We start from the raw sequence: 19,388 nt of genomic DNA on the forward strand, positions 1-19,388 counted from the left end.
AGCCTCAACTGCCTTGACAGTTAAATGCCGTCACGATGCGTGAACCGCCCATCCATAAGCGTGCCTAACACCTTGATGTTTGAAATATCACGCGGTTCGACTGCAGTTATGTCCTGATCAAGAACAACAAGGTCGGCATATTTTCCCACTTCGATGGAGCCTATTTTGTCCTCCATCGCTTGCTGCGCGGCAGGATAGATCGTGACTGCTTTCAAAGACTCTTCCAATGAGGCCGGTTTGCGGGACAACGGGAACGGCTTGCTGTCCGGATTCAGTGGGTCCTGCAATGTCATCGCAATCTCAACATTTAGCAGTGGACCGATCAGATCAATCGGCGAAGATGGTACGTCCGAAGAGATCGATACGTTGTGCCCAAGGGCCATCAGCGAGGAATAGCGGGCAAAAATCGCTTCGACCTTTGCGCGCCCCAACAGGTCCAAAGCGTTAACATCCTGGTTTTCCCAATCAACGTGGAAAATAGGCGTCGTATTTACCATGATTCCATTCTTAATGACTGTTTCATGGTCCTGATCGGACACCCAGAAATAATGGTGTAGCAGGTTGTTGGGAACGTCATAACCAGCGCCGCGCGCGGTCATGATCGCGTCCACCGTGTTGCGTACTGTTTGTGATCCATCGACGTGAGTGCCCACCGGAAGCCCGTTCTGATTGGCATGCAGATAGACCGAAGTTATCATTGGGCCTTCAATGGCAGCCGCACCGCGCGTCGCAGACCCGTCCGCGTAGTCGTCCAGCATCCAGGCGGTTTTTGAACTCCAGTTCCCTTCCGGATGGATCTTTATGCCCCAGATGCGCAGCATGTCGCTGTCGTACTGCTCGCGTAATTCGAGTGTGTGTTCCACGATTTCGTCAGCAGTGGCGGTCGGGTCCTTGAACCCCGTCGCAACAAAAGTGCGGATCGTCAACTCACCGTTCTTTTCTAGTTCGTGCAGATGGGCCAGTGCGAGTTTCTCATCATCTTTCACAAGCGACAGATCGGTAACTGTCGGCATAGCCATCAAAGGCACGTGCACTGCTGTGATTCCGGTTTTGACCGCCTGATCGTAGAGGTTTTTCTGGATATCAGGAATTTCACCTGCCGGGTCCCAAGCGCCTGCATTTCGAAATGCCGCAGCCCACTGGAACTCAATTCCGATTCCGGTCTGGTTGCCTTCCGCGTCACGCTGCCAGAACATAACGCCCGGCACCTGATCCTCTTCATCAGGGCTGACTTGACCCGCTTCAAACGCTTTGGAGTTCATCCAAACGTCATGAATTGTGAAGTCGAGGATAAAGGCCGGACGGTCAGAAACCACCGAATCCAGATCTTCTTTTGTGGGCCACCCGCCATAGGCGACCTGATTGAACCCATAACCAAGGATCAACTCCTCGTCAGGGTTTGCATCGGCATATTCCTTGACTGCGGCCAATGCCTCCTCAAGTGTTTCAATACCAAACAGACTGACACCGCGCGACGTCCAGCCCGAGGCAACGATGTGATCGTGGCCTGACACAAAGCCCGGCAGCAGGGTATCCCCGCCCAAGTCTAGAACTTCGGTGTTGTCACCGATCAGCGCCTCTGCCCCCGCGACATCGCCAACATAGGTTATCTGGTTACCCATGACTGCAACGGCCTGCGCGGTCGGCGCATCGTCATTCATGGTAAGGACGGAAGCGTTGGTAAAGACCAGATCGGCGGCCTGCGCGTACAGAGCAGTTGACGATACCAACAGCGCAGCAATTGAAAATGTTAGCTTCTTCATGAGGCACTCCGAGGACGTTAACAGGTTTTCTGTGTTCGAGATCGATAGTGTAACCTGAGTTTGTGACTGGCTATCCGAATCGTGCAAACTATTATGAATAATTGAGTTTCATTATGGTGCGGTTACAGCCGGACGCGAATTAAGTTGACTGAGGCGCAATGTTCTTTTCCAAAAAAATACGTTCAGTGGATCACCTGCCTGATTACACTGGCGTCCAACTCGAAGCGCTCGCTCTCTCTCCACAGGGTCCGAAGCTGAATTGGCGCGTGGCCCAACACAATGGTTTTAGCCTTTTTTGCGAGGAATATTTTTCGCGTATTCGTTTCCAAGAAGTTCAACACGGCGACACATTCTTCCTCGGTTTAGTCTTGCCCAACGGCGAACCGGTTCGATTTCAGGGAACTCTATATGAGGATCCGTTTCTTGTGTTCTGGCAAGGGCAAAAGCCAACAGAGTATGACTACGTGGCCGAAGCTGGCACTCAGATATACCTGCTGGAAGTTCCGTGGCTACAGGTCGAGAAGCGTGGATGGGCAACATTTGAAACACCCATCCGCATTACTAGATCTGGCCGTCTGAATGCTTTTGTTCAGCGCATTGAAATGTGTCTTTGCCACAAACAAACTACCGTGGATGCGGAAGATGCTTGGATGTTGAATGACGTTCTCGAGAACCTCGAAAACTTGGCAGGTGAATTTCTTTACTGTGCCGAACCACAAATGCCCGCAGAAAAAGCGAGCCATAGTCAGTGGAAGATCGTTTTGGCGGCAGAAGAGTTTTTTTCAGAAAACCCGGCTGGCACAAAACTAACGGTTCAAGAACTGTGTCGCGAACTCGGGGTATCCAGGCGTTCACTCTTTCTGGCCTTTGAAAAACAGCTTGGTGTTGGCCCAAGCAAGTTCCAATCGATCGTCCAACTGCATCGACTAAGGTCGCTTCTGCAGGAAAGCACCTATGAGAAAGGTGTCGTTTCGAAGCTCATCGGCGAGGCAGGTTTTAGTCACCTAGGCCGGACATCAGTTGCCTACCACCAATTCTTCGGTGAGACCCCGATTGAAACCGCGTCCCGACCAAAAAATGGTTCATGTGCAGGAGCTTCTTTAGACGAAAGTCCACTTTGGGCTCGAAGCGGATGTTCGATCAAATCCGTTCAATGACTACTGCACGGACGAAGCCGCCATTCGTTGCATTGCTTTGATGGTGCCCAGAGGCCGCTTCGCCCGCTTCAAAAGATGACAATACCTGAGCGTTGTCTTAACCTTGCTTTATGAAAGCTCGCCTGGCCGTAATCTTGATGGCTGACCTGGTCGGCTATACGTCCGCAATGGAGGCGGATCAGTCGCTCGCAATCGGGCTGGTCCACGAACTTCGGGATAAACTACTGGAACCAGAGGCTGTACAAAGAGGCGGCGAAATACTGAAGCGTATGGGCGATGGATGGATTATTGCCTTTACTTCAGTATCAGCGGCAATCGAAACCGCTCAAATTGTGCAATTGGCACTGGTCGACCATAAGAAAATCAGGCTGAGGATGGCAGCGCATCTCGGTGAGATCGTTCAAGACGAGGCCGACATTTATGGCGCCGGTATAAACATCACCGCCCGCCTGCAAACCGAAGCGCCACCCGGTGGTGTGATGATCTCCGAAGACCTTAAGCGGCAGTTGGACGAAAAGTTCTCGGCGGGTTTCAGCGATGCGGGTACGTTCGATTTGAAGAATCTTGCTAATCCGGTGAATGGGTTTCAATGGCGGCCCGCCACGCAGCGTGAAATTGTACTAACCGAATTGCCTTCCATTGCGGTCGAGCCTGTCACAAGTGCTCCCGAAACTAGAGAGACTCTTGAGGTTTGTGCTGACTTGCAGGAGCAGTTGGTTCACAGTCTGTCGCGCCGCACAGGTGTGCGTGTAATTGCAACAGATTCAACATCCGAGACCAAAGCAACTTACAGCCTGAGGTGCAGGTTGCGCTGCCGGGAGACTGAAGCAAGGATATCGTCCAGCCTTACCCGGTTGGGAGATGGACAGGTAACCTGGTCGCGCTTCCTAAACGGAGATTCAAACGATTTGTTTGAACTAAGCGACCGGGCTGCAGAACAGCTGTCAAACGATTTACGTCTGCAGATCAATGCGTTTGACGGTGACCGTCTTAATGAAATTCCAGACGATCAATTGAGCCCAAGTGAGTTGAGATCCCGAGCGGCAATGCTGTTTTACCGTGCCACCGTCGAGGAATATAGGCATGCGGGTAAATTGCTGGAGCGAGCGCTCCGACTTGATCCCGAGAACGGGTCCGGGCTTGCAATGTGGTGTGAAGCCAAATTGTACCCCTTAGAAGCATGCTATCGCGAGGCTGATCCTGATTTGCGAATGCGGATCATAGAGTCATCGAACAAGGCCGTTCAGGCTGCGCCTCGCTCTGACTACTGCTGGTATACGCGGGCGCAGGTGCGCGCGCGCCTCGCGGGTGATTTGCATGGCGCCCGGAAGGACATTGATAGGATTTTCCGACTGAATCCCAGCTACGTTTTGGGTATGGAGGCGAGCGGTTACACCGAAGTTATTGCCGGCAACTGGGAAGCTGCTCGCAAAAGTTTAGCGAAGGCCGTGAGTCGTTCCACCGAGGATCCGTTTCTTCCGTACCGGCTTTATCCCCTTTCGATTGCCCACATGATGGCAGGTGATAAGCAACTCGCGATCGAAGCAATTTCAGACGCTACTGAAATGCGCCCCTACTGCAGACACTTTTGGTTAGTGAAGGCGTGGATACTCAGGAAGTCGGGAATGCATCCCCAAGCAGAAACTGCTGCAGAACGTGCGGAAGCGCTGTCAGAAAAAGCGGATATCCTCGCACAAAATCTTCATCTGCCTGACCCCATCAGAGAGGCTATAGGGTTGCCAGGTGAACCGATCCAAGCATAGAGGCTTAGATGGGTTACTAGAGCGTAGGCTAATAATCGAATGGCAGATATGTAAGACGTTCTCGCCTTTCGATATTCTACCACGACCCAACCTAAAGCTCGCTATCTACATTCGCCGCGGGCGACGAGTTGCGTCATTTTTCAGGGTCGCTTTGGGCTCTCCTGGAACCTTCGCCGCTCAAAGCACGAACGCCCGTTGCCGGAGATCGGGGCCATTCGCTTTACACTCGGCGAACTGGAAACGAGCGCAACGAAGCTGCCATTCGCAGTACAGCGGGACGTTCGGTCCGGGTGAACGTCTGCAAAGCGGACGTTTTGTTGCACAAACCAGCCCCGGTGGAAGGGAGAGTGTCGGAGGAAGGGTGATCGTCAAAACAAAGATTGTCGGGAATTTTGCAATGAAATCAATGCGTGTTTTCTACGAACGTGGTGCAAACGTACTACCATCAAGACATAGACAAAGAATAAGAAAAAGAAATTGATGAAGAGCGCTCCCTCCGCTTGTTGTATGCCAATCGCGGCTGCCATTTTAGCTGGTCAACGCCGAGAAACGAAGGTCTTGGGTTTCCGGCACGGGTGGGTCAGGGTAATCCGCCTTACGGAAGAGCAGGAATTTGTTGAATTGGCAAACGGGCTTGAAAATTTGCCCCCCCGAAGCCTGACGGTTTATTGGCAACCATACCGTTGGGCCCTAAAGACGGCAGACTGGCCGTTTTTTACGATCCCGAAGGAAAGCCATACCACCCGGACACGAAACAGCCCCCAGAGTACATGCCGGAAAACGAGTTTCAAAAATGGACCCTGAGATTCGACTGCGCCGAACTGCCCATTGATACGTCACCCAAGGGGCTGGACGTGGTCCGCTCCGTCTGGGTGAGCGAATGGGTTGCTCAAAAAGGCTTTGCCATCAATGGTGCCCGCTTCACGGGGCCGTGTGACTATATGATCCCGACGGAACAACCCCAAGCCGGTCTCTTTGCGGCTGATAGCGATGGAAAGTACAAATCTATGAAAATTTGCTTCCGATTGGTCTACAGCCTGAAGTCGCACTGACGGCCAGATCGACGCCAACATCGCTCCCCTTTGCATCGAGGGGAGCGCCTTCCTTTTCTGGGCCGTCACGAGCACGCGTATTGTCTTGGGTGCAAACCAGTTTTGTTGAGTTATCTGCTTAGAACAGTACGGTGGGTTTCAGACCACAAAAGGACCTGAGCAGATGACACTGGGCGAGATAGAGGCAACCGTGTTGGATCACTGGCTCCGCTATCACCGGTCAACGGTGAGCAAGTGGTCAGCAGGCGATCTGGAGCGGCAGGCTGCAGCGGTGGCGCAATTGGCGGACGCCGAGCTGCAGGCATTGGAACGGATCGGCGTGGACCGTCTGATCGCGTGGCCGGATGTGCGAAACCAGATGGTTCTCAAAGCCCCACCCGAGATTTCGACCTAGAACCTCTGCTCCAATGGCGCAATTGTTCCGCACGCGCTGGCCCACAAAGGCCGCTTAATCGGAAAGCGGCAACCAGATCGTCTTGTCGGTTTTCTTGTCCCTTCCAACCTCCTTTTCTGACCGGCCATCCTCGCGGATGCGTGTGCGGGGGTTATCAATCGGATCCAGGTTCTGCAGATAAGGAGTCAGGCAAGTGAAACCATTCGGCCATTCCGCCGTAGGTTGTCCGGTGATCTTTGCCCATATCCGTTTCAGCATTTAAACACCTGATATGTTAATATTAGCCGGGTTTATACCTGTACAGAATTGCATAGATTGAGTCGTTTCTCCCAGCACTTTCCTTGAGATATGGGTGTTCGCTGAAGAACCTTATCTCCTTGTGTTGACCATTGGCTGTAAGATGCCGACAAACCACTTCTTTTCCTGCCGCTAACGCGCCTTTGACCACAACAGGGCCTTTTTGTTGCGCTACTAGGTAACCAGAACGATATAAGTGACTAGGGTCAGGACCCATTGATTTCATCGGTTCAGCGTGATTCACCGTCTGAAAACAGAGCGGTGACATGTCTGACCTTTTCTGGTTGAGCGACGCGCAGATGGCGCGACTTTAGCCCTATTTCCCGAAGTCCCACGGCAAGCCTCGCGTCGATGATCGGCGTGTCCTGAGCGGGATTATCTTCATCAACCGCAATGGCTTACGCTGGCAGGATGCCGCTGGGGAATACGGCCCACACAAGACACTGTACAACCGCTGGAAGCGTTGGAGCATTAGGGGTGTCTTTGCCCAGATCATGGCGGGGCTGGCTGCCGAACACAGCGAAGAGAAAACTGTGATGATCGACGCAACCTATCTGAAGGCACATCGCACGGTGTCCAGCCTGGGCGTGAAAAAGGGGGGCGTGGCCGCCTGATTGGCCGGACCAAGGGCGGCATAAATACCAAGCTGCACGCCATATGTGACAGCCTGGGACGCCCGCTCAACCTGTTCGTGACCGCCGGGCAGGTCAGCGACTATATCAGAGCGCGGGCTCCGCTGGGCAGCTCGCCAAAAGCGGAATGGCTCCTCGGGGATCGCGGCTATGACGCCGATTGATTCCGGGAAGCATTGAAAGACAAAGGGATACGTGCCTGCATCCCCGGTCGCAAGCAACGCAAGACCGCCGTGCGCTACGACAAACGGCGATACAAGCGTCGCAATCGGATCGAGATCATGTTCGGCAGGCTCAAGGACTGGCGCCGTATCGCGACCCGATATGATCGTTGCCCAAAGGTCTTCCTCTCAGCCATCGCATTGGCCGCAACCGTTATGTTCTGGCTTTAAATCAATAACGACTCCTAAACCTAGCCAGTGTTGGAGAAAATACTGCAGTTTAAATTAAGCCCTGATTTTGGATGCTCACCGAAGCGCCACCTATGTTTATCTCGGAATGCTTAGATTTCGGACGAACTTGAAAACTAAAGGTTCTTCCATTGGCTTTAGGTGCAGAGTTTCAAGATTCAGATTGTTTTTCGACAGTTAAGAGCCGTCAGTTCACTGGTGGAAGTGTCACAAGACTTCGAGAAAAGCAAATTCGTAAGCCTCAGTCGGCACTCGCGCTGATTTTTTGAACAGCACACGACTTAGGCGAAGAAGTTATTCTCAGAAGGTGGGCTAAAAGGTGGTCTGACAGTAGATTGCAAAACTTAAATTACTGATAATTATGTAAATTTTTAAGTAATATGGTGCGGGTGGAGGGACTTGAACCCCCACGCCTTGCGGCGCCAGAACCTAAATCTGGTGCGTCTACCAATTTCGCCACACCCGCATTCCGGCATTTGCGCGCCGGATTGACGCGGTCAATATCAAAGCTTGAAACCAAGTGCGAGAGGGAATTGCAGGCGCCGCCAAAGTTTATTCCCGTTCGCAATATTACGCCTGATCAAGGTACTGATCCAAATTCTTTCATGGCAACCGTCAGTTGAACGAACTCCTGTTCAATGCCGTGTAGAAACAAGGACATGGCGATGCAATTGAACATGCCCTGCTGAGTTTGTTCGCCTCGACTGAGATGATCGGCACTATAGGTGCGCAATCGGATGAGGCGTTCATGAAGTCATCTGCGCGAGCATTTCTGCTTCGCAAAGTCCGCTGTGTCCAATCAATCAGAGCTCTGCGCACCAAAGCAGAAAAACCAATGCAAGTCCGCCCACTACCGGCAATCCCGATTTCCGCTGACGCGTGGGGTGCTCAAACCTTCAGGCGAACTGGCAGCCGCGCAAGCAAAGCCTCCTCGGCCTTGGCGGGCAGATGGTTGGGCGCGGGCTGTGCCTCGATCTGGGCAACGCGGGCGATCGCGCGGTCCCATACTGTCTGCGCACCGCTTTCCAGCCAGTCATTGACGCTTTGGCGGTCGCCCAGAGAGGGGTAGACATATTCGCGGGTCATCAGGTTCAGTGTTTGAGCGGTGCCAAGATAGTGCCCGTCGCCAGTGACGACCTCTTCAATCAGGTCAAGATCAATCGAGTTGTCACACATCTCGACCCCGCGAACCGACCGCAGGATCGCACCGCACATGTCGTTGTCGATCACCAGCGCCTCTTTGCTGGCGGCCATGATCGAACCCAGCATGCCGACCGAAAGGTTGATCATGTCCGCCCCGGACTGCGCGGCCAGGGCGATGGTATAGCCCTTCTCGTATCCTGACTGCGCGTCAGCCGTCTTGGCGTCAGTCATCCCCGCGGAAACAGTCGATGGCAACCCGAGGTTCAGCAACAGCTGCGCGGCGGCGGCATTGGCGATTGCGGCTTCACCCGATCCGCCGGTCATGGCCCCGGTGCGCAAATCCGAGATGAATGGCAGAAAGGCAAGGATGCAGGGAAAGCCGGACCTCATCATGTTGACTAGCACCAGACCCGCCATCGATTCTGCCAGACCTTGCGCCAGCGCTCCGGCAAGAGAGGCCGGGCTGGTTGCCCCCGCCTGAGCCGCCGAACAGATCTGGAGCGGCATCCCAAGACGCACACATTCTCGCATGACACCACATGCTTCTTCGGCCAGCGTCAACGGCGGCACCACATGACAAACCGAGGCAAAGCAAAACGGTTGCCTCCTGAAACTCCCTTCGGCCCCCAACGCTTGATCAAACATCTCGATCACTGGGGCGACGTGCGCCGGCTCGAAAAAGCTGGTGCCGATGGGCTTTGACGTCGCCTTCATTGCCGCAAAGGCGGTGTTGATATCCAACGTCAACGGGTCTTCCAGATCCCGCGCGACCACCGGGCGCAAAGAATAGTGAATCGCATCGCAGGAATCGACGATCCGCATCAGGCCATAAAGGTCCTTCAGCGTGCTGTCGCGATATGTATTGGTTTCGGAATCAAGGATGTGTACGGCCGCGCCGCCGGTACCTATATGAACCTTTCCACCGCCTATCTCGATCCCGCGATCCTTGATGAACCCGGGCAGTTCGACCCGCTTGCAGGCCTTAGAAATCACCTCTTCGACCAAAGCGCGGGGAAAGGTGATACGCCCGTCCGCCCGCTGCAACGCACCGCTGTCAAGTGCAAGTTCACGAATATCACGGGACGCACCCGACACTCCAGTCCGTTCCAGAATATCAAACGCGGCGTTGGTAATTTGGGCAAGCTTGCCCTCGTCCAGTGGTCTGAACCGCCCACCGAAAGGTGGCGGCGTCATTTGGTGCGCAGAGAGTGCCAAGCCCCGACCGGATCGTGATCGCCGCATGTCTACATCCTATGTGGATCCCAGTGCGGAGGCATCTTAGGAAGCGCCACTTTCAAGCTCAATTCTATTAGTTGCATAATTTCGTGAAATTATTTCGCTCAAGGCAGGCCGGGCCCACCACCCGCCCTGAACGACGGGACGACCTTTTTCTTGTTGCCGGGAAGGAAATCAAGCGAACTCTCCCATGGGTTGAGGCATTCTTATGCGCGCCTCACCACATTCGCGCCACAATTCAAACGTTAAAATATCTTATTCGCGTCAAAATAACACCGCCTTGAGGGTTCTTCTTGGGCACAGGAGTTAATGAGTCTTTTTGCGCATCTGCTGCGCTGTACCAGTGTTTCACTCAACTCCAGCACAAGGGTCTTTACCGTGACCGACATGATGAACTCCGCCGCTGCCGAGCAAGACGCTGTCGTTTTTGCACGTCAAAGTTTTCTTGGTGAACTCAAAACACTGAACCGCGATTACCCTGACACGGGATTTGGCATTGCGTTGCGAACCCATTCCGGCGACCACTATCTGCTTGCCAATGCACGGATGCCTTTGCCTTCCGTCAAATCCGAAGGGTTTCCCACTGGACGCCAGGTTGCACGCCTGGAAAATGGTGATCATTTCAGTTTGATCGAAGTTCTGGCCGATGCCGGAGCATATGAAAACATTTCTCCGCGCGCCGAAGCCGAAATTCTGGGCAACGCTCTGGATTTGATTGCCCGGATCGACACCCTGACCCGCGCGCCTTCTGGCCGTATGCCGGAAACTCTGCAAATCGCCGCAACTGGAACCGGAGGCTGATCCATGGCGCGCAACGAACATCTTCTGTCCGTAGGTAATGAGGCCCTGTCACCTATGACGTCGGCCATGACGTCCCTGACGGCTCAGATCGACCAATTGACGGAAGTGGCCGATGCGCGCTCTTCGGCGCGGCTGGCGACACTCAAGACGCGGATGGAGAACTTTACCGCGTCCGTGACGCTGGTCGGGCAGGTGAAGGCCGGTAAATCCTCGATCGTGAACATCCTTGCGGGCCGTCCAGCCCTGCTGCCGTCGGATGTGAACCCATGGACCTCGGTTGTCACCACCCTGAACATAAACACCCGTACGCAGGGCGGCACCAAGTCCAGGTTTACCTTCTTCGAGCAGGAGGAGTGGGACAATCTGATGGTTGGCGGCGGCCGGCTAGGCGAACTGGCCAACCGGGCTGGTGCGGACGACGAAATGGACGATATCCGGCGTCAGATCAATGAGATGAAGTCCAAGTCCGAAGCGCGGTTGGGAAAGCACTTCGACCTGATTCTCGGCCAGAGCCACCAGTACGACTATTTCGATGAGGAATTGATCCAGCGCTATGTGTGTCTGGGGGACGAAGACGACCCGGATATTAACCCAAAAACGGGGCGGTTCGCCGATGTCACCAAATCAGCGGAACTGTTCATGGATATTCCCCAATACCCGATCTCGCTGAAGCTCTGCGACACGCCCGGTGTGAACGATACTTTCATGGTGCGCGAACAGATCACCTTGCGCAGCTTGCGCGGATCCGAGGTCTGTATTGTGGTTCTCGCGGCCAGTCAGGCGCTGACCACCATGGATATGGCGCTGATGCGGATCATCGCCCAGTTCGAACACCGTCAGATCATCCTGTTCGTGAACCGGATCGACGAGCTGGCCGATCCCGTCAATCAGGTTCCGGAAATCCGCGACCGGATTCAAGACACGCTGAAACAGAACAACATCGACACAAACACCAGCGTTGTATTTGGAAGCGCTTTGTGGGCCGAGGCCGCACTGACTGGCAACCCCGACATCCTGACAGAAGAATCTCGACAGGCGCTGAACACGTTCTACCTGGCGGCCGGATTTGGCGATCAGGCACCTTCGCTTGACAAAATCTGGGCGTTGTCCGGTCTGCCTGACCTTCTGCTGGCCATGAATGAACGCATTGCCGAAGGAGCGGGCACCCGTCTGCTGGATCGTGTGCGCCACCGGGCCCGAAACATTGCCAGCCAGATTCGGGCCACGGCCGTCGCCAAGACACTGTCTGGTGGCGAAGGAGTGGTTCGGGATCTGGACGGAGTATCGCCAGAAGACGCCATTTCCACCGTAGCCGCCGAATACGAAAAGAAGGTCGCTGACCTGACCACGTCGCTGCGCGACAAGGTGCTCGAACGGTTGGCATCGGCCGAGGCGAACTTTGTCAAACGGGCGACGGATTCACTGATTTCCCATCTGGAACAGAACGGAGAACAAGGCACCTGGCAGTATGATCCGGCCGGGCTGCGCACCCTGCAGAAGGCCGCCTATTTCAGCTTCGCCCGATCCATGCGCAAGGAAGCCGGAGCGCTTTATGCAACCGCCGCAACGGACGTGGAGGCGCTGTATCACAGGTTGCTGGGCAACCATTTGGGTGAATTCAAGATCGAAGCCCCGATTGTACCGCGCGTCCCGCCGCCATTGGGCATCGGGCGAACCATTGCGCTTGATTTGCAAAGCACCTGGTGGCGCCGCTGGTGGAAACGCCGCAAGGGATTCGAGGCTTATGCGGCGGATTACACCCGCCTGATCGCCTCCGAAGCGAACTCGATCACCAAGGATATCGAAGAAAACCAGATCGCAGCCGTTCTGGAAAACGTCAGGGCCACTCTGTCCGATTTCATGCGTGAACAGAAAGAGACCCTGCTGAACATCTCGGCTACGGCGGAGCAGGATCCCGGACGCAACACCGCATTGATGGCAGGTATCCAACTGCAGAAATCGCGGGACGAAATCCTGGGTAGCATCCTTAAAGATCTAAGTAACGAGGCAGCATAAGTAGAGATATGACAAAAGACTCACAAAACCGCTTCGTGTCACCAAAGGCCTGGGAACGCATCGAGCAGTGGTCCCGCCGCAAGCCGGTCTTTGCGCTAATGGGGGAATTCAGCGCCGGGAAATCGACGCTGATGAATTTTCTCCTGCGCACGCAGGCACTGCCGACACAGGTCACGGCGACGCAATTGCCGCCCATCTGGTTCAGTTGGGGCAACAAACCTGCCTTCGTAAAACGGCATGATGGCAGCACGGAAAGTATCACGCTGGATCAGCTTGAAAGTGTTGGCGTGAATGATGCGCAGTTCATTCGCATCTATCTCGAGGCCGACATTCTGGAAGCTGTCGACCTGATCGATACCCCGGGCATTTCGGATCCCAAGATTTCGACCGATGTGTGGCGGCGCGCGATCGGTCAGGCCAATGGCGTTCTGTGGTGTACCCATGCAACGCAGGCCTGGCGCGAGACTGAACGCGCAACCTGGGTATCCCTGCCCGAGCGTTTGCAGAACAACTCCCTGTTGCTGGTCACCCGCGTCGATGCACTTGATGTCAAAGACCGCCAGAAAGTGCTGCGACGGGTCAATCGGGAAGCCGGACATCTGTTCAACAGGTCGATCCTGTTTTCTGCGCGCGATGCCATTACGGCACGGGACAAAACCGGTGATGCCGAGCTTTGGTCGCGCAGTGGTGGCGGCAAGATGGTAGACAGCTTTCTGGAGATCACCGAGCACATCATGGACAACCGGGCCGAACAGCTGTCCCGTTATCAGATCGACAAGACGCTGTCCAACGAACCCAGGGTTCAGCCGCTGCGTCCGTCACGTAAGGCTGATGGCGAGGGGGACAAACGGCCCGAAAGTGAAGCGGCGCCCCTCCAGCTGGTAAACCCCCTTGCCGACGAATGCGACGAACCCAAGGTCGTCACCAGCTTTCCAGTGCGTCCTGCACGTGTGGAGCGGCAAGGCGAGGATTCGGATCGACCGCGAATTGACGCGGCTGAGGCCGATCGACTGCGGGCTGAGATGGTGCCCGATACCGTAGACTCGAGCAAAGACGGCGAAGACGACGACGATCTGCGGACCTTTTTCCGCAAAACGTCGGAGGGCCCGCTGGACCTGACGGCGCTGGCCAGATCCACTTCGGATGAAGACGAGTTCGATCTGCTTGACGAAGACGAACTGGATGAAGAGGCCCGCGACCCGGCGATTGCAACCAGTAAACCCGAAGATTGGGAAGAGTCTGAAAACCTGATCGCGACGGCTGAAGACAATCAAGCGGATGCGCCTGAAGACTCGGTCGAGGAGGAAGCTGAAAAAGAAGAGGGAATTGAGGTATCGGTCTCGTCGATCACCGCTTTGCTGGCCCAGCAATCGGACAAGTCAGACCAGGAATACGAACCCGAGCCGGAAGACCTCAGCCCGGCCGAAGCCGAGATTCTGTCCATGCCGGGCGGAAATACCGAAGCGCCAAGCCGCGAATCTGAGAACATCGATGCGATAGCTGGCCAGATGTCGGCGCCTAAGGAAAGCTCGCTCAGCGCATCCGCCATGTGGCGCGAGATTGCGAAGGACGAAGACCTGCCGGAAGATGCCGAAGGCTTAAAGAACGTATTCACGGCGTTTCTGGCTGAGTTTGACAAGATCGCCGTTGAGCACAACGAGCAGCAGACCAAAGAGGCGTTGCGCCCAATGGCAAAAACCAGTGAAAACAGCAGGGCGGAATGGCATGTGCTTTAGTCCCGGAAACATTGTCCTGACGGACAGTTTCGACAGAATTGCCAGGTGTTAGATGTCGATCGAAGCTGCGTTGACCACTGCAATGGAATCAATACCCGACTGCATCGCAGCCGGGTATATCGATATGGAAACCGGGATGTTGCTCGGGACAAAAGTCGCTGACCCGGAAGGTGGCGACTCATTGGACACACTTGCAGTTGCTGTCGCCAACCTGTTTCAGGGCCGGGGAGTACGGGCCTTTGAGCAGCTTCTGCGGCAGGCAGAACCAGAAAGCCCAGACGGTTCCGGCTTTGGCGAGATTGCAGTGTTTTCCAATGATCGGCTCAATATTTTTCTGCGGACCCGGGAATATCCCGATCATGTTGTCTGCTACGTCTGTCACAACAGCGCGAATGTCGGGTTGGCGCTGGCGAAATCACATCTGAGTCTGGGGTCGGTGGCGGCTGCAGTCTAGTTGGACCTGAGGGGGTCAAGACATGATGGATACTGACATACTTGACATGCTCGAAGACATCGGGCGGTCATCTGTTGCCCGGCTTTCTCCGGCTGTGACGCTGGCGGGCGACACGCCCGTAACACGTCGCGCTGAAGTATTGCGCGCCATTCGCCGGACCGTATTGCCGCGCCGCCTGGAATTTACGGCCGCCAATGGGGATTGCCTTGCAATTGAGGTCAACAGTTCAAGGGTCACGGATGTCTTTCGCGTCCGGTCCGGTTTGGTGCCGGATTTTGAAACCGAAGCCCGGGACGTGTTGACCGACAGGCTGGCCCATCTGGTGTCGGACATTGCCGCTGCCCCTGCCCCGCTGGTACTGACGTCATTACAACCGGATACTGCGCTGGAAGCAGATGATGTTGGGATAACCCTCAGCGAAATTCAGGTTGCCTGCCAGAGTATTGAGTTTCCCACCGAACCAATTGTTTCGATTGTGCCTGATGTCCAACCGGACCCGCAACCGCCTGCACCTCAACCGGATACACTGGCGGCAAGGTTCTTTGACGCGGCCGACAAATTTGCGCTGGGACGCATTCTGGCGGAAAGCTCAGATGGGCGCGAATTGCAATCCGATGGTATTTGCGCACCCGGCCAAAGCGCTGGGCCAGATCAGGAACTTCTTGCACAATTTGCGAAGGATTTGAGCGGTTGGAACGCCGATCTGGCTATCGATCCCGAAAAGCCGCAACTGATTGTCATGCGTCCATCCGGCGGTAAAGGAGCCAGTCTGGCGGTACTGCAGCATGGTGATCAATTCGCGGTCGCCTTGCATGAGGCGCGCAAGCTGGGTTCAGCGGTCAATCTGTGGACCTCTCTGAAGGGATCAGAGGAATGACCGCGCCCAAAACAATCAATTTTTCGAATAATTCAATCCGTGAGTACGAGTAAACAGGTATAACGTTATGAGTGAAAATAATCGTCGCGAGTTAATTCGCATCGCAGAAGACATGAATGAAGTGAGCAATGACGAGACCCGTCAGTTCATTTCGCGTATTGTCAGAGACCTTACAAATCTGAGGCCCTCCATCGCTTTTGTCGGTCAGATCAAGGCCGGTAAGTCTCGTCTGATCAATGGCTTCACCGGGCAGGCCGAGTTCCTTCCGTCGGATGTAAACCCCTGGACCACCGTAATCACCGATATGCATTTCGGGCATCCTTCGGGCCGGACGGACGGGGCCGAGTTTCATTTCTTCGACAATCGCCAATGGCAGGCGCTGATCGCCGAAGGTGAAGAACTGCGCAACATGTTCCCCGATGACGAGGACAGCTATAAGCGCGAGATGATCGAGGAACAGGTCGAGGCGATGAAAACCCGCGCCCGGCTGCGTCTGGGCGAAAGCTATGAACAACTGCTGGGTCAGCACCACGATCTGGAACATCTCAATACGGACGATCTGGCGCGCTATGTCTGCGCCGGGGATGATCCAACCGATAATGAAACGCACGACCCCGGTTCTGACCGGGGCCTCTACAGTGACATTACCCGCAAGGCCGAAGTCTATTTTGACATCGGCCACTTTCCGTTCCCGCTGACCGTCACGGACACACCCGGTGTCAACGACCCGCTGCTGATCCGCGAGGAAATCTCGCGCCAGTATCTGAAGGAATCCGACTTTTTTGTTGTGGTTCTGTCGGCGCATCAGGCCCTGTCCCGGGCTGACCTGAAACTCTTCCGTTTGATGCAGGCGTTGGAGTTGGGCCAGATCGTCGTGTTCATCAACCGCGTGGACGAACTGGGCGGTGGTGCCGAAGATGCCACGAAAGTGCGTGCGGATGTTCGCGACGGACTTGAGAAAGCCCTTGGAAACTCGGATATCGACGTTTTGATGGGCAGTGCTCAATGGGCACATTATGCCCTCACCGGAGATGACACCGGGATCAATCACGATCACGTTCTTGCCTGGTTGCGAGCCCATCCCGAACAGATGAAGCAATATCTGAAAGGTGTTGAGGAGATCAAACAGGGGCCCGGTCCCATCAGTCGCGAAGGTGTCCTGCGCTTTGCGGCCATGATCGCCTCGGGTCTTCCGGATCTGCGCCGACATGTGACCCGCGCCCTCACCGAGGGTCCCCGGAATGAACAGATGCGCATGGCGTGGCAGCACCTGAACAGTTTCGCCAAGGGCGAAGTTGAACGCTCTGGCGCGCATCTTCGCGCTTTGGAAGTCGATTCCGGCAAAGACACTTCAAGTGCGGATGAAAACGACAAGACGCTGGGCGATCTTCGCGCCTTGGTGGTCGAAAAAACCAGCGAAATCACAAATGATATGGACGACGTTCTGGCCAATCTGCGAGGTGTCATGGATGACACGGTGGCTGAATCCGTATCGGGCGTGGTGCGCGGACCGAACGGGCAATCGCCGCTGCTGATCAGGGGCGGCGATACCGAATTGAACTTTACCCCGCTGCGCGACCGGATGCGGGAACTGGTTCAGGGGGCGACGCAGGTCGTCCGTCAACGGATGCTGAGCGAACTTTACGCCATCGACATGCAATGCAACGCGGCACTGCGGACACTGGCAGGCTGGCATGATCCGGCTGACAACCGCATGAACACCAGTGCCGTGCGGTGGTACCGGCCGGACACAACCGCCCTGACACGCGGAATCACGGTAGAGTTGCGTGTGAACTGGCTCTCTCGCCTGATATCGCGTAATAGTGTGGTATCCAGGGCCGAACGAATGATCGTTCAGGAATTCGAGATGATCGGAGATGATCTGGTCGACACCGCGCGCGGGGATTTACTGGAACGCCTGAATACTGTTCTGGATCACTACATGGCTCTGTTGGCCGGACATCTTGAACATCGCGCCGGTAGCGGTGAGGCAAATGCGAGAACACAGGCGCAGACCGCATATGATCGCGCCCGGCGGATTGCCGATGAACTGGGTTCCGTTTTCGGACCGAATTTGGCGGAAAACACACAAGCAGAGGCTGCTGAATGATTGAATTTCCCGGAACCGAAAAGGAAGTGCGCCAGCTTGAGCGCTTTCTGATCGCGACGGAGGCATTGCCTTCCGATACGGCGCTGGACAAAATGCGCGAGCGTGCGCTGGCCCACGCCGAACGGTTGTCCAATGCTGTCAATATCGGTTTCGCGGGCGAGTTCGGGGCTGGCAAATCCAGTCTGGCCAACATGCTGGCCGGGGCCGACATACTGCCGACCGGGCCGCAACATCTGAAACTGCCTTTGGTGATTGTTGCCTATGCCGATACACCGGAAACCACCGTCGGATGGTGGGATAAAGAGCCAAGGGTGTACTCTGGCATAGCGCTTGAGAAGGCGGCTGCGGACAATCCCGATTTCATCTCAGTCGGGCTGAATACACCTGCACTCAAGGAAATCTCGCTGTTCGATCTGCCGGGGTCAGGTGCGCTTGACGATACGTACAAGCAAACGCTGGACCTTCTGAAGTTTGTCGACTGCGCGATCTGGTGCACAAACGGAACCAATGCTTGGCGCGAAACCGAACGCCATCTGTGGGCCCGGGTTCCGGAAGAACTGCGGGCAAACAGCCTGCTGGCCGTTACTCATACCGATCTGCCGCCGGTCCGCGATGCGCTGGATCGTGTTCTGGCTCGGTTGAACAAGGAAAAGGGCAACCTGTTCCGTGCGGTTGTCCCAATCGGCACACCGATAGCGGTCAAGGCAATGGCGCAAGAGCCCGAGCCCGATTTCGACCTATGGGAAACATGCGGCGGGCAAAATTTGGCGGAACAGGTATTGCAGGTCGCATCCGACCGACGCCTGAAGGATCTGGAGGCCGCTCGCACCGACCTGCGGCAACAATTTCTGCCCTATCTGGAAAGCCTGCCCGGTGAGGAACCGGCGCCGGAGTCAGAAAGCGCCGATGCGTCGGCCATGCACACGGCGCTCGGGACTGCACTGCCCCCATTGGACAACCCGATCCTGGAAGACTGGCTGGCCGCAATCACCAGCATCTACGAGGACCTGCGGGAATCGTCCAGTATCGAACCCGCAGCCTTCCTTCAAAGCTGTCAGGATATTGTCGAAGACTTCGCCGAACGTCTGGAACAGGGGGATGAAATCGACCCCGAGGCAGACTGGATACCGGGTGAGTTCGAAAAGGCCACCGACCTGCTGCTGTTGCTTCAGTTCGAAAGTGGCGATGCGCCGCTCAAGGACGCGATCAGCATCTTGGCGCAGCTGGGCGACAACCTGGCCTGGGCCGGAAGCAAGGTTTCCTCACCACAACCGAAAACCGGCACCTGACAATTTTCTCTTTAAAATTGATCTTGGATATCGCGAATCGAGCTCGGCAGAATCGGGCTTTTATTGTTTCTAATTCGTGGACCAAGAGCGTTTAGCGGACGATCAGTTCACACGCTTGACGAGCTGGAACACAACATATAGCTACAACACCCGCCTCTGCTACTGTATGTAGTTTTTGATCAAAAACGATCCTTAGTGAAGCCATCAGGTGGCCCCAATAAAGTCAAATTTGAAACGTCTAACCGTTCTCAAGTGTTC

Annotated in this window: 14 protein-coding genes, 1 tRNA gene and 1 pseudogene; 12 read left to right on the forward strand and 4 right to left on the reverse strand. The window is 55.3% G+C overall.

The features are described from left to right. Positions 1-20: 20 nt before the first annotated feature. Positions 21-1,763: an amidohydrolase gene (locus ACR0J2_RS19305; RefSeq protein WP_480813511.1), complete on the reverse strand. Its 1,743-nt coding sequence runs from the start codon at positions 1,761-1,763 to the stop codon at positions 21-23. Between the two features lie 158 nt (positions 1,764-1,921). Here ACR0J2_RS19305 and ACR0J2_RS19310 point away from each other — a divergent pair, with 158 nt between their 5' ends. The 4 genes from ACR0J2_RS19310 (at position 1,922) to ACR0J2_RS19325 (ending at position 6,129) form a co-directional block, all read left to right on the forward strand. Further along, complete coding sequence (locus tag ACR0J2_RS19310; RefSeq protein ID WP_480813512.1) at positions 1,922-2,920, forward strand: helix-turn-helix domain-containing protein; 999 nt, start codon at positions 1,922-1,924, stop codon at positions 2,918-2,920. A gap of 110 nt (positions 2,921-3,030) precedes the next feature. Further along, positions 3,031-4,683 carry an adenylate/guanylate cyclase domain-containing protein gene (locus ACR0J2_RS19315; RefSeq protein WP_480813513.1) on the forward strand — a complete coding sequence of 551 codons (1,653 nt, stop codon included), beginning with the start codon at positions 3,031-3,033 and terminating at the stop codon, positions 4,681-4,683. 668 nt (positions 4,684-5,351) lie between these two features. Beyond that, positions 5,352-5,735: a hypothetical protein gene (locus ACR0J2_RS19320; RefSeq protein WP_480813514.1), complete on the forward strand. Its 384-nt coding sequence runs from the start codon at positions 5,352-5,354 to the stop codon at positions 5,733-5,735. A gap of 163 nt (positions 5,736-5,898) precedes the next feature. Beyond that, positions 5,899-6,129 carry a hypothetical protein gene (locus ACR0J2_RS19325; RefSeq protein ID WP_170807620.1) on the forward strand — a complete coding sequence of 77 codons (231 nt, stop codon included), beginning with the start codon at positions 5,899-5,901 and terminating at the stop codon, positions 6,127-6,129. 54 nt (positions 6,130-6,183) lie between these two features. Here the strand turns inward: ACR0J2_RS19325 and ACR0J2_RS19330 are convergent, their stop codons facing one another. After that, positions 6,184-6,387 carry a hypothetical protein gene (locus tag ACR0J2_RS19330; protein ID WP_480813515.1) on the reverse strand — a complete coding sequence of 68 codons (204 nt, stop codon included), beginning with the start codon at positions 6,385-6,387 and terminating at the stop codon, positions 6,184-6,186. Between the two features lie 305 nt (positions 6,388-6,692). Here ACR0J2_RS19330 and ACR0J2_RS19335 point away from each other — a divergent pair. Then, positions 6,693-7,450 (forward strand): annotated as a pseudogene (locus ACR0J2_RS19335) (IS5 family transposase). A 399-nt stretch (positions 7,451-7,849) separates the two neighbouring features. Here ACR0J2_RS19335 and ACR0J2_RS19340 read toward each other — a convergent pair. Then, a tRNA-Leu gene (locus tag ACR0J2_RS19340) sits at positions 7,850-7,934 on the reverse strand. A gap of 422 nt (positions 7,935-8,356) precedes the next feature. Further along, positions 8,357-9,853, reverse strand: a complete 1,497-nt coding sequence (locus ACR0J2_RS19345; protein ID WP_480813516.1) for a trimethylamine methyltransferase family protein — start codon at positions 9,851-9,853, stop codon at positions 8,357-8,359. 303 nt (positions 9,854-10,156) lie between these two features. Between ACR0J2_RS19345 and ACR0J2_RS19350 the strand changes: the two genes are divergently transcribed. The 7 genes from ACR0J2_RS19350 (at position 10,157) to ACR0J2_RS19380 (ending at position 19,130) form a co-directional block, all read left to right on the forward strand. Then, positions 10,157-10,648: a hypothetical protein gene (locus ACR0J2_RS19350; RefSeq protein ID WP_480441549.1), complete on the forward strand. Its 492-nt coding sequence runs from the start codon at positions 10,157-10,159 to the stop codon at positions 10,646-10,648. A 3-nt stretch (positions 10,649-10,651) separates the two neighbouring features. Continuing rightward, complete coding sequence (locus tag ACR0J2_RS19355; protein ID WP_170681390.1) at positions 10,652-12,664, forward strand: dynamin family protein; 2,013 nt, start codon at positions 10,652-10,654, stop codon at positions 12,662-12,664. Between the two features lie 8 nt (positions 12,665-12,672). Further along, on the forward strand, positions 12,673-14,400 hold the full coding sequence (locus ACR0J2_RS19360; protein WP_480813517.1) for a dynamin family protein: 1,728 nt from the start codon (positions 12,673-12,675) through the stop codon (positions 14,398-14,400). A gap of 52 nt (positions 14,401-14,452) precedes the next feature. Next, positions 14,453-14,854 (forward strand): hypothetical protein, encoded by a 402-nt coding sequence (locus tag ACR0J2_RS19365; protein ID WP_480813518.1) that lies wholly within the window; start codon positions 14,453-14,455, stop codon positions 14,852-14,854. A gap of 22 nt (positions 14,855-14,876) precedes the next feature. Further along, positions 14,877-15,731, forward strand: coding sequence for a hypothetical protein (locus tag ACR0J2_RS19370; protein WP_480813519.1), 855 nt, complete (start codon positions 14,877-14,879; stop codon positions 15,729-15,731). 67 nt (positions 15,732-15,798) lie between these two features. Beyond that, positions 15,799-17,841 carry a dynamin family protein gene (locus ACR0J2_RS19375; protein ID WP_480813520.1) on the forward strand — a complete coding sequence of 681 codons (2,043 nt, stop codon included), beginning with the start codon at positions 15,799-15,801 and terminating at the stop codon, positions 17,839-17,841. Next, positions 17,838-19,130 carry a dynamin family protein gene (locus tag ACR0J2_RS19380; protein ID WP_480813521.1) on the forward strand — a complete coding sequence of 431 codons (1,293 nt, stop codon included), beginning with the start codon at positions 17,838-17,840 and terminating at the stop codon, positions 19,128-19,130. Before ACR0J2_RS19375 ends, ACR0J2_RS19380 begins: the two co-directional genes overlap by 4 nt. Positions 19,131-19,388 lie beyond the last annotated feature (258 nt).

Source organism: Ruegeria sp. CG4, assembly GCF_056537185.1.

Bases quoted from the DNA above. Each gene is read 5' to 3' on its own strand.
- ACR0J2_RS19310 (WP_480813512.1), top strand. From the start codon at position 1,922: ATGTTCTTTTCCAAAAAAATACGTTCAGTGGATCACCTGCCTGATTAC.
- ACR0J2_RS19345 (WP_480813516.1), bottom strand. From the start codon at position 9,853: ATGCGGCGATCACGATCCGGTCGGGGCTTGGCACTCTCTGCGCACCAA.
- ACR0J2_RS19330 (WP_480813515.1), bottom strand. From the start codon at position 6,387: ATGCTGAAACGGATATGGGCAAAGATCACCGGACAACCTACGGCGGAA.
- ACR0J2_RS19355 (WP_170681390.1), top strand. From the start codon at position 10,652: ATGGCGCGCAACGAACATCTTCTGTCCGTAGGTAATGAGGCCCTGTCA.
- ACR0J2_RS19325 (WP_170807620.1), top strand. From the start codon at position 5,899: ATGACACTGGGCGAGATAGAGGCAACCGTGTTGGATCACTGGCTCCGC.
- ACR0J2_RS19375 (WP_480813520.1), top strand. From the start codon at position 15,799: ATGAGTGAAAATAATCGTCGCGAGTTAATTCGCATCGCAGAAGACATG.
- ACR0J2_RS19305 (WP_480813511.1), bottom strand. From the start codon at position 1,763: ATGAAGAAGCTAACATTTTCAATTGCTGCGCTGTTGGTATCGTCAACT.
- ACR0J2_RS19360 (WP_480813517.1), top strand. From the start codon at position 12,673: ATGACAAAAGACTCACAAAACCGCTTCGTGTCACCAAAGGCCTGGGAA.
- ACR0J2_RS19370 (WP_480813519.1), top strand. From the start codon at position 14,877: ATGATGGATACTGACATACTTGACATGCTCGAAGACATCGGGCGGTCA.
- ACR0J2_RS19380 (WP_480813521.1), top strand. From the start codon at position 17,838: ATGATTGAATTTCCCGGAACCGAAAAGGAAGTGCGCCAGCTTGAGCGC.
- ACR0J2_RS19350 (WP_480441549.1), top strand. From the start codon at position 10,157: ATGAGTCTTTTTGCGCATCTGCTGCGCTGTACCAGTGTTTCACTCAAC.
- ACR0J2_RS19365 (WP_480813518.1), top strand. From the start codon at position 14,453: ATGTCGATCGAAGCTGCGTTGACCACTGCAATGGAATCAATACCCGAC.
- ACR0J2_RS19315 (WP_480813513.1), top strand. From the start codon at position 3,031: ATGAAAGCTCGCCTGGCCGTAATCTTGATGGCTGACCTGGTCGGCTAT.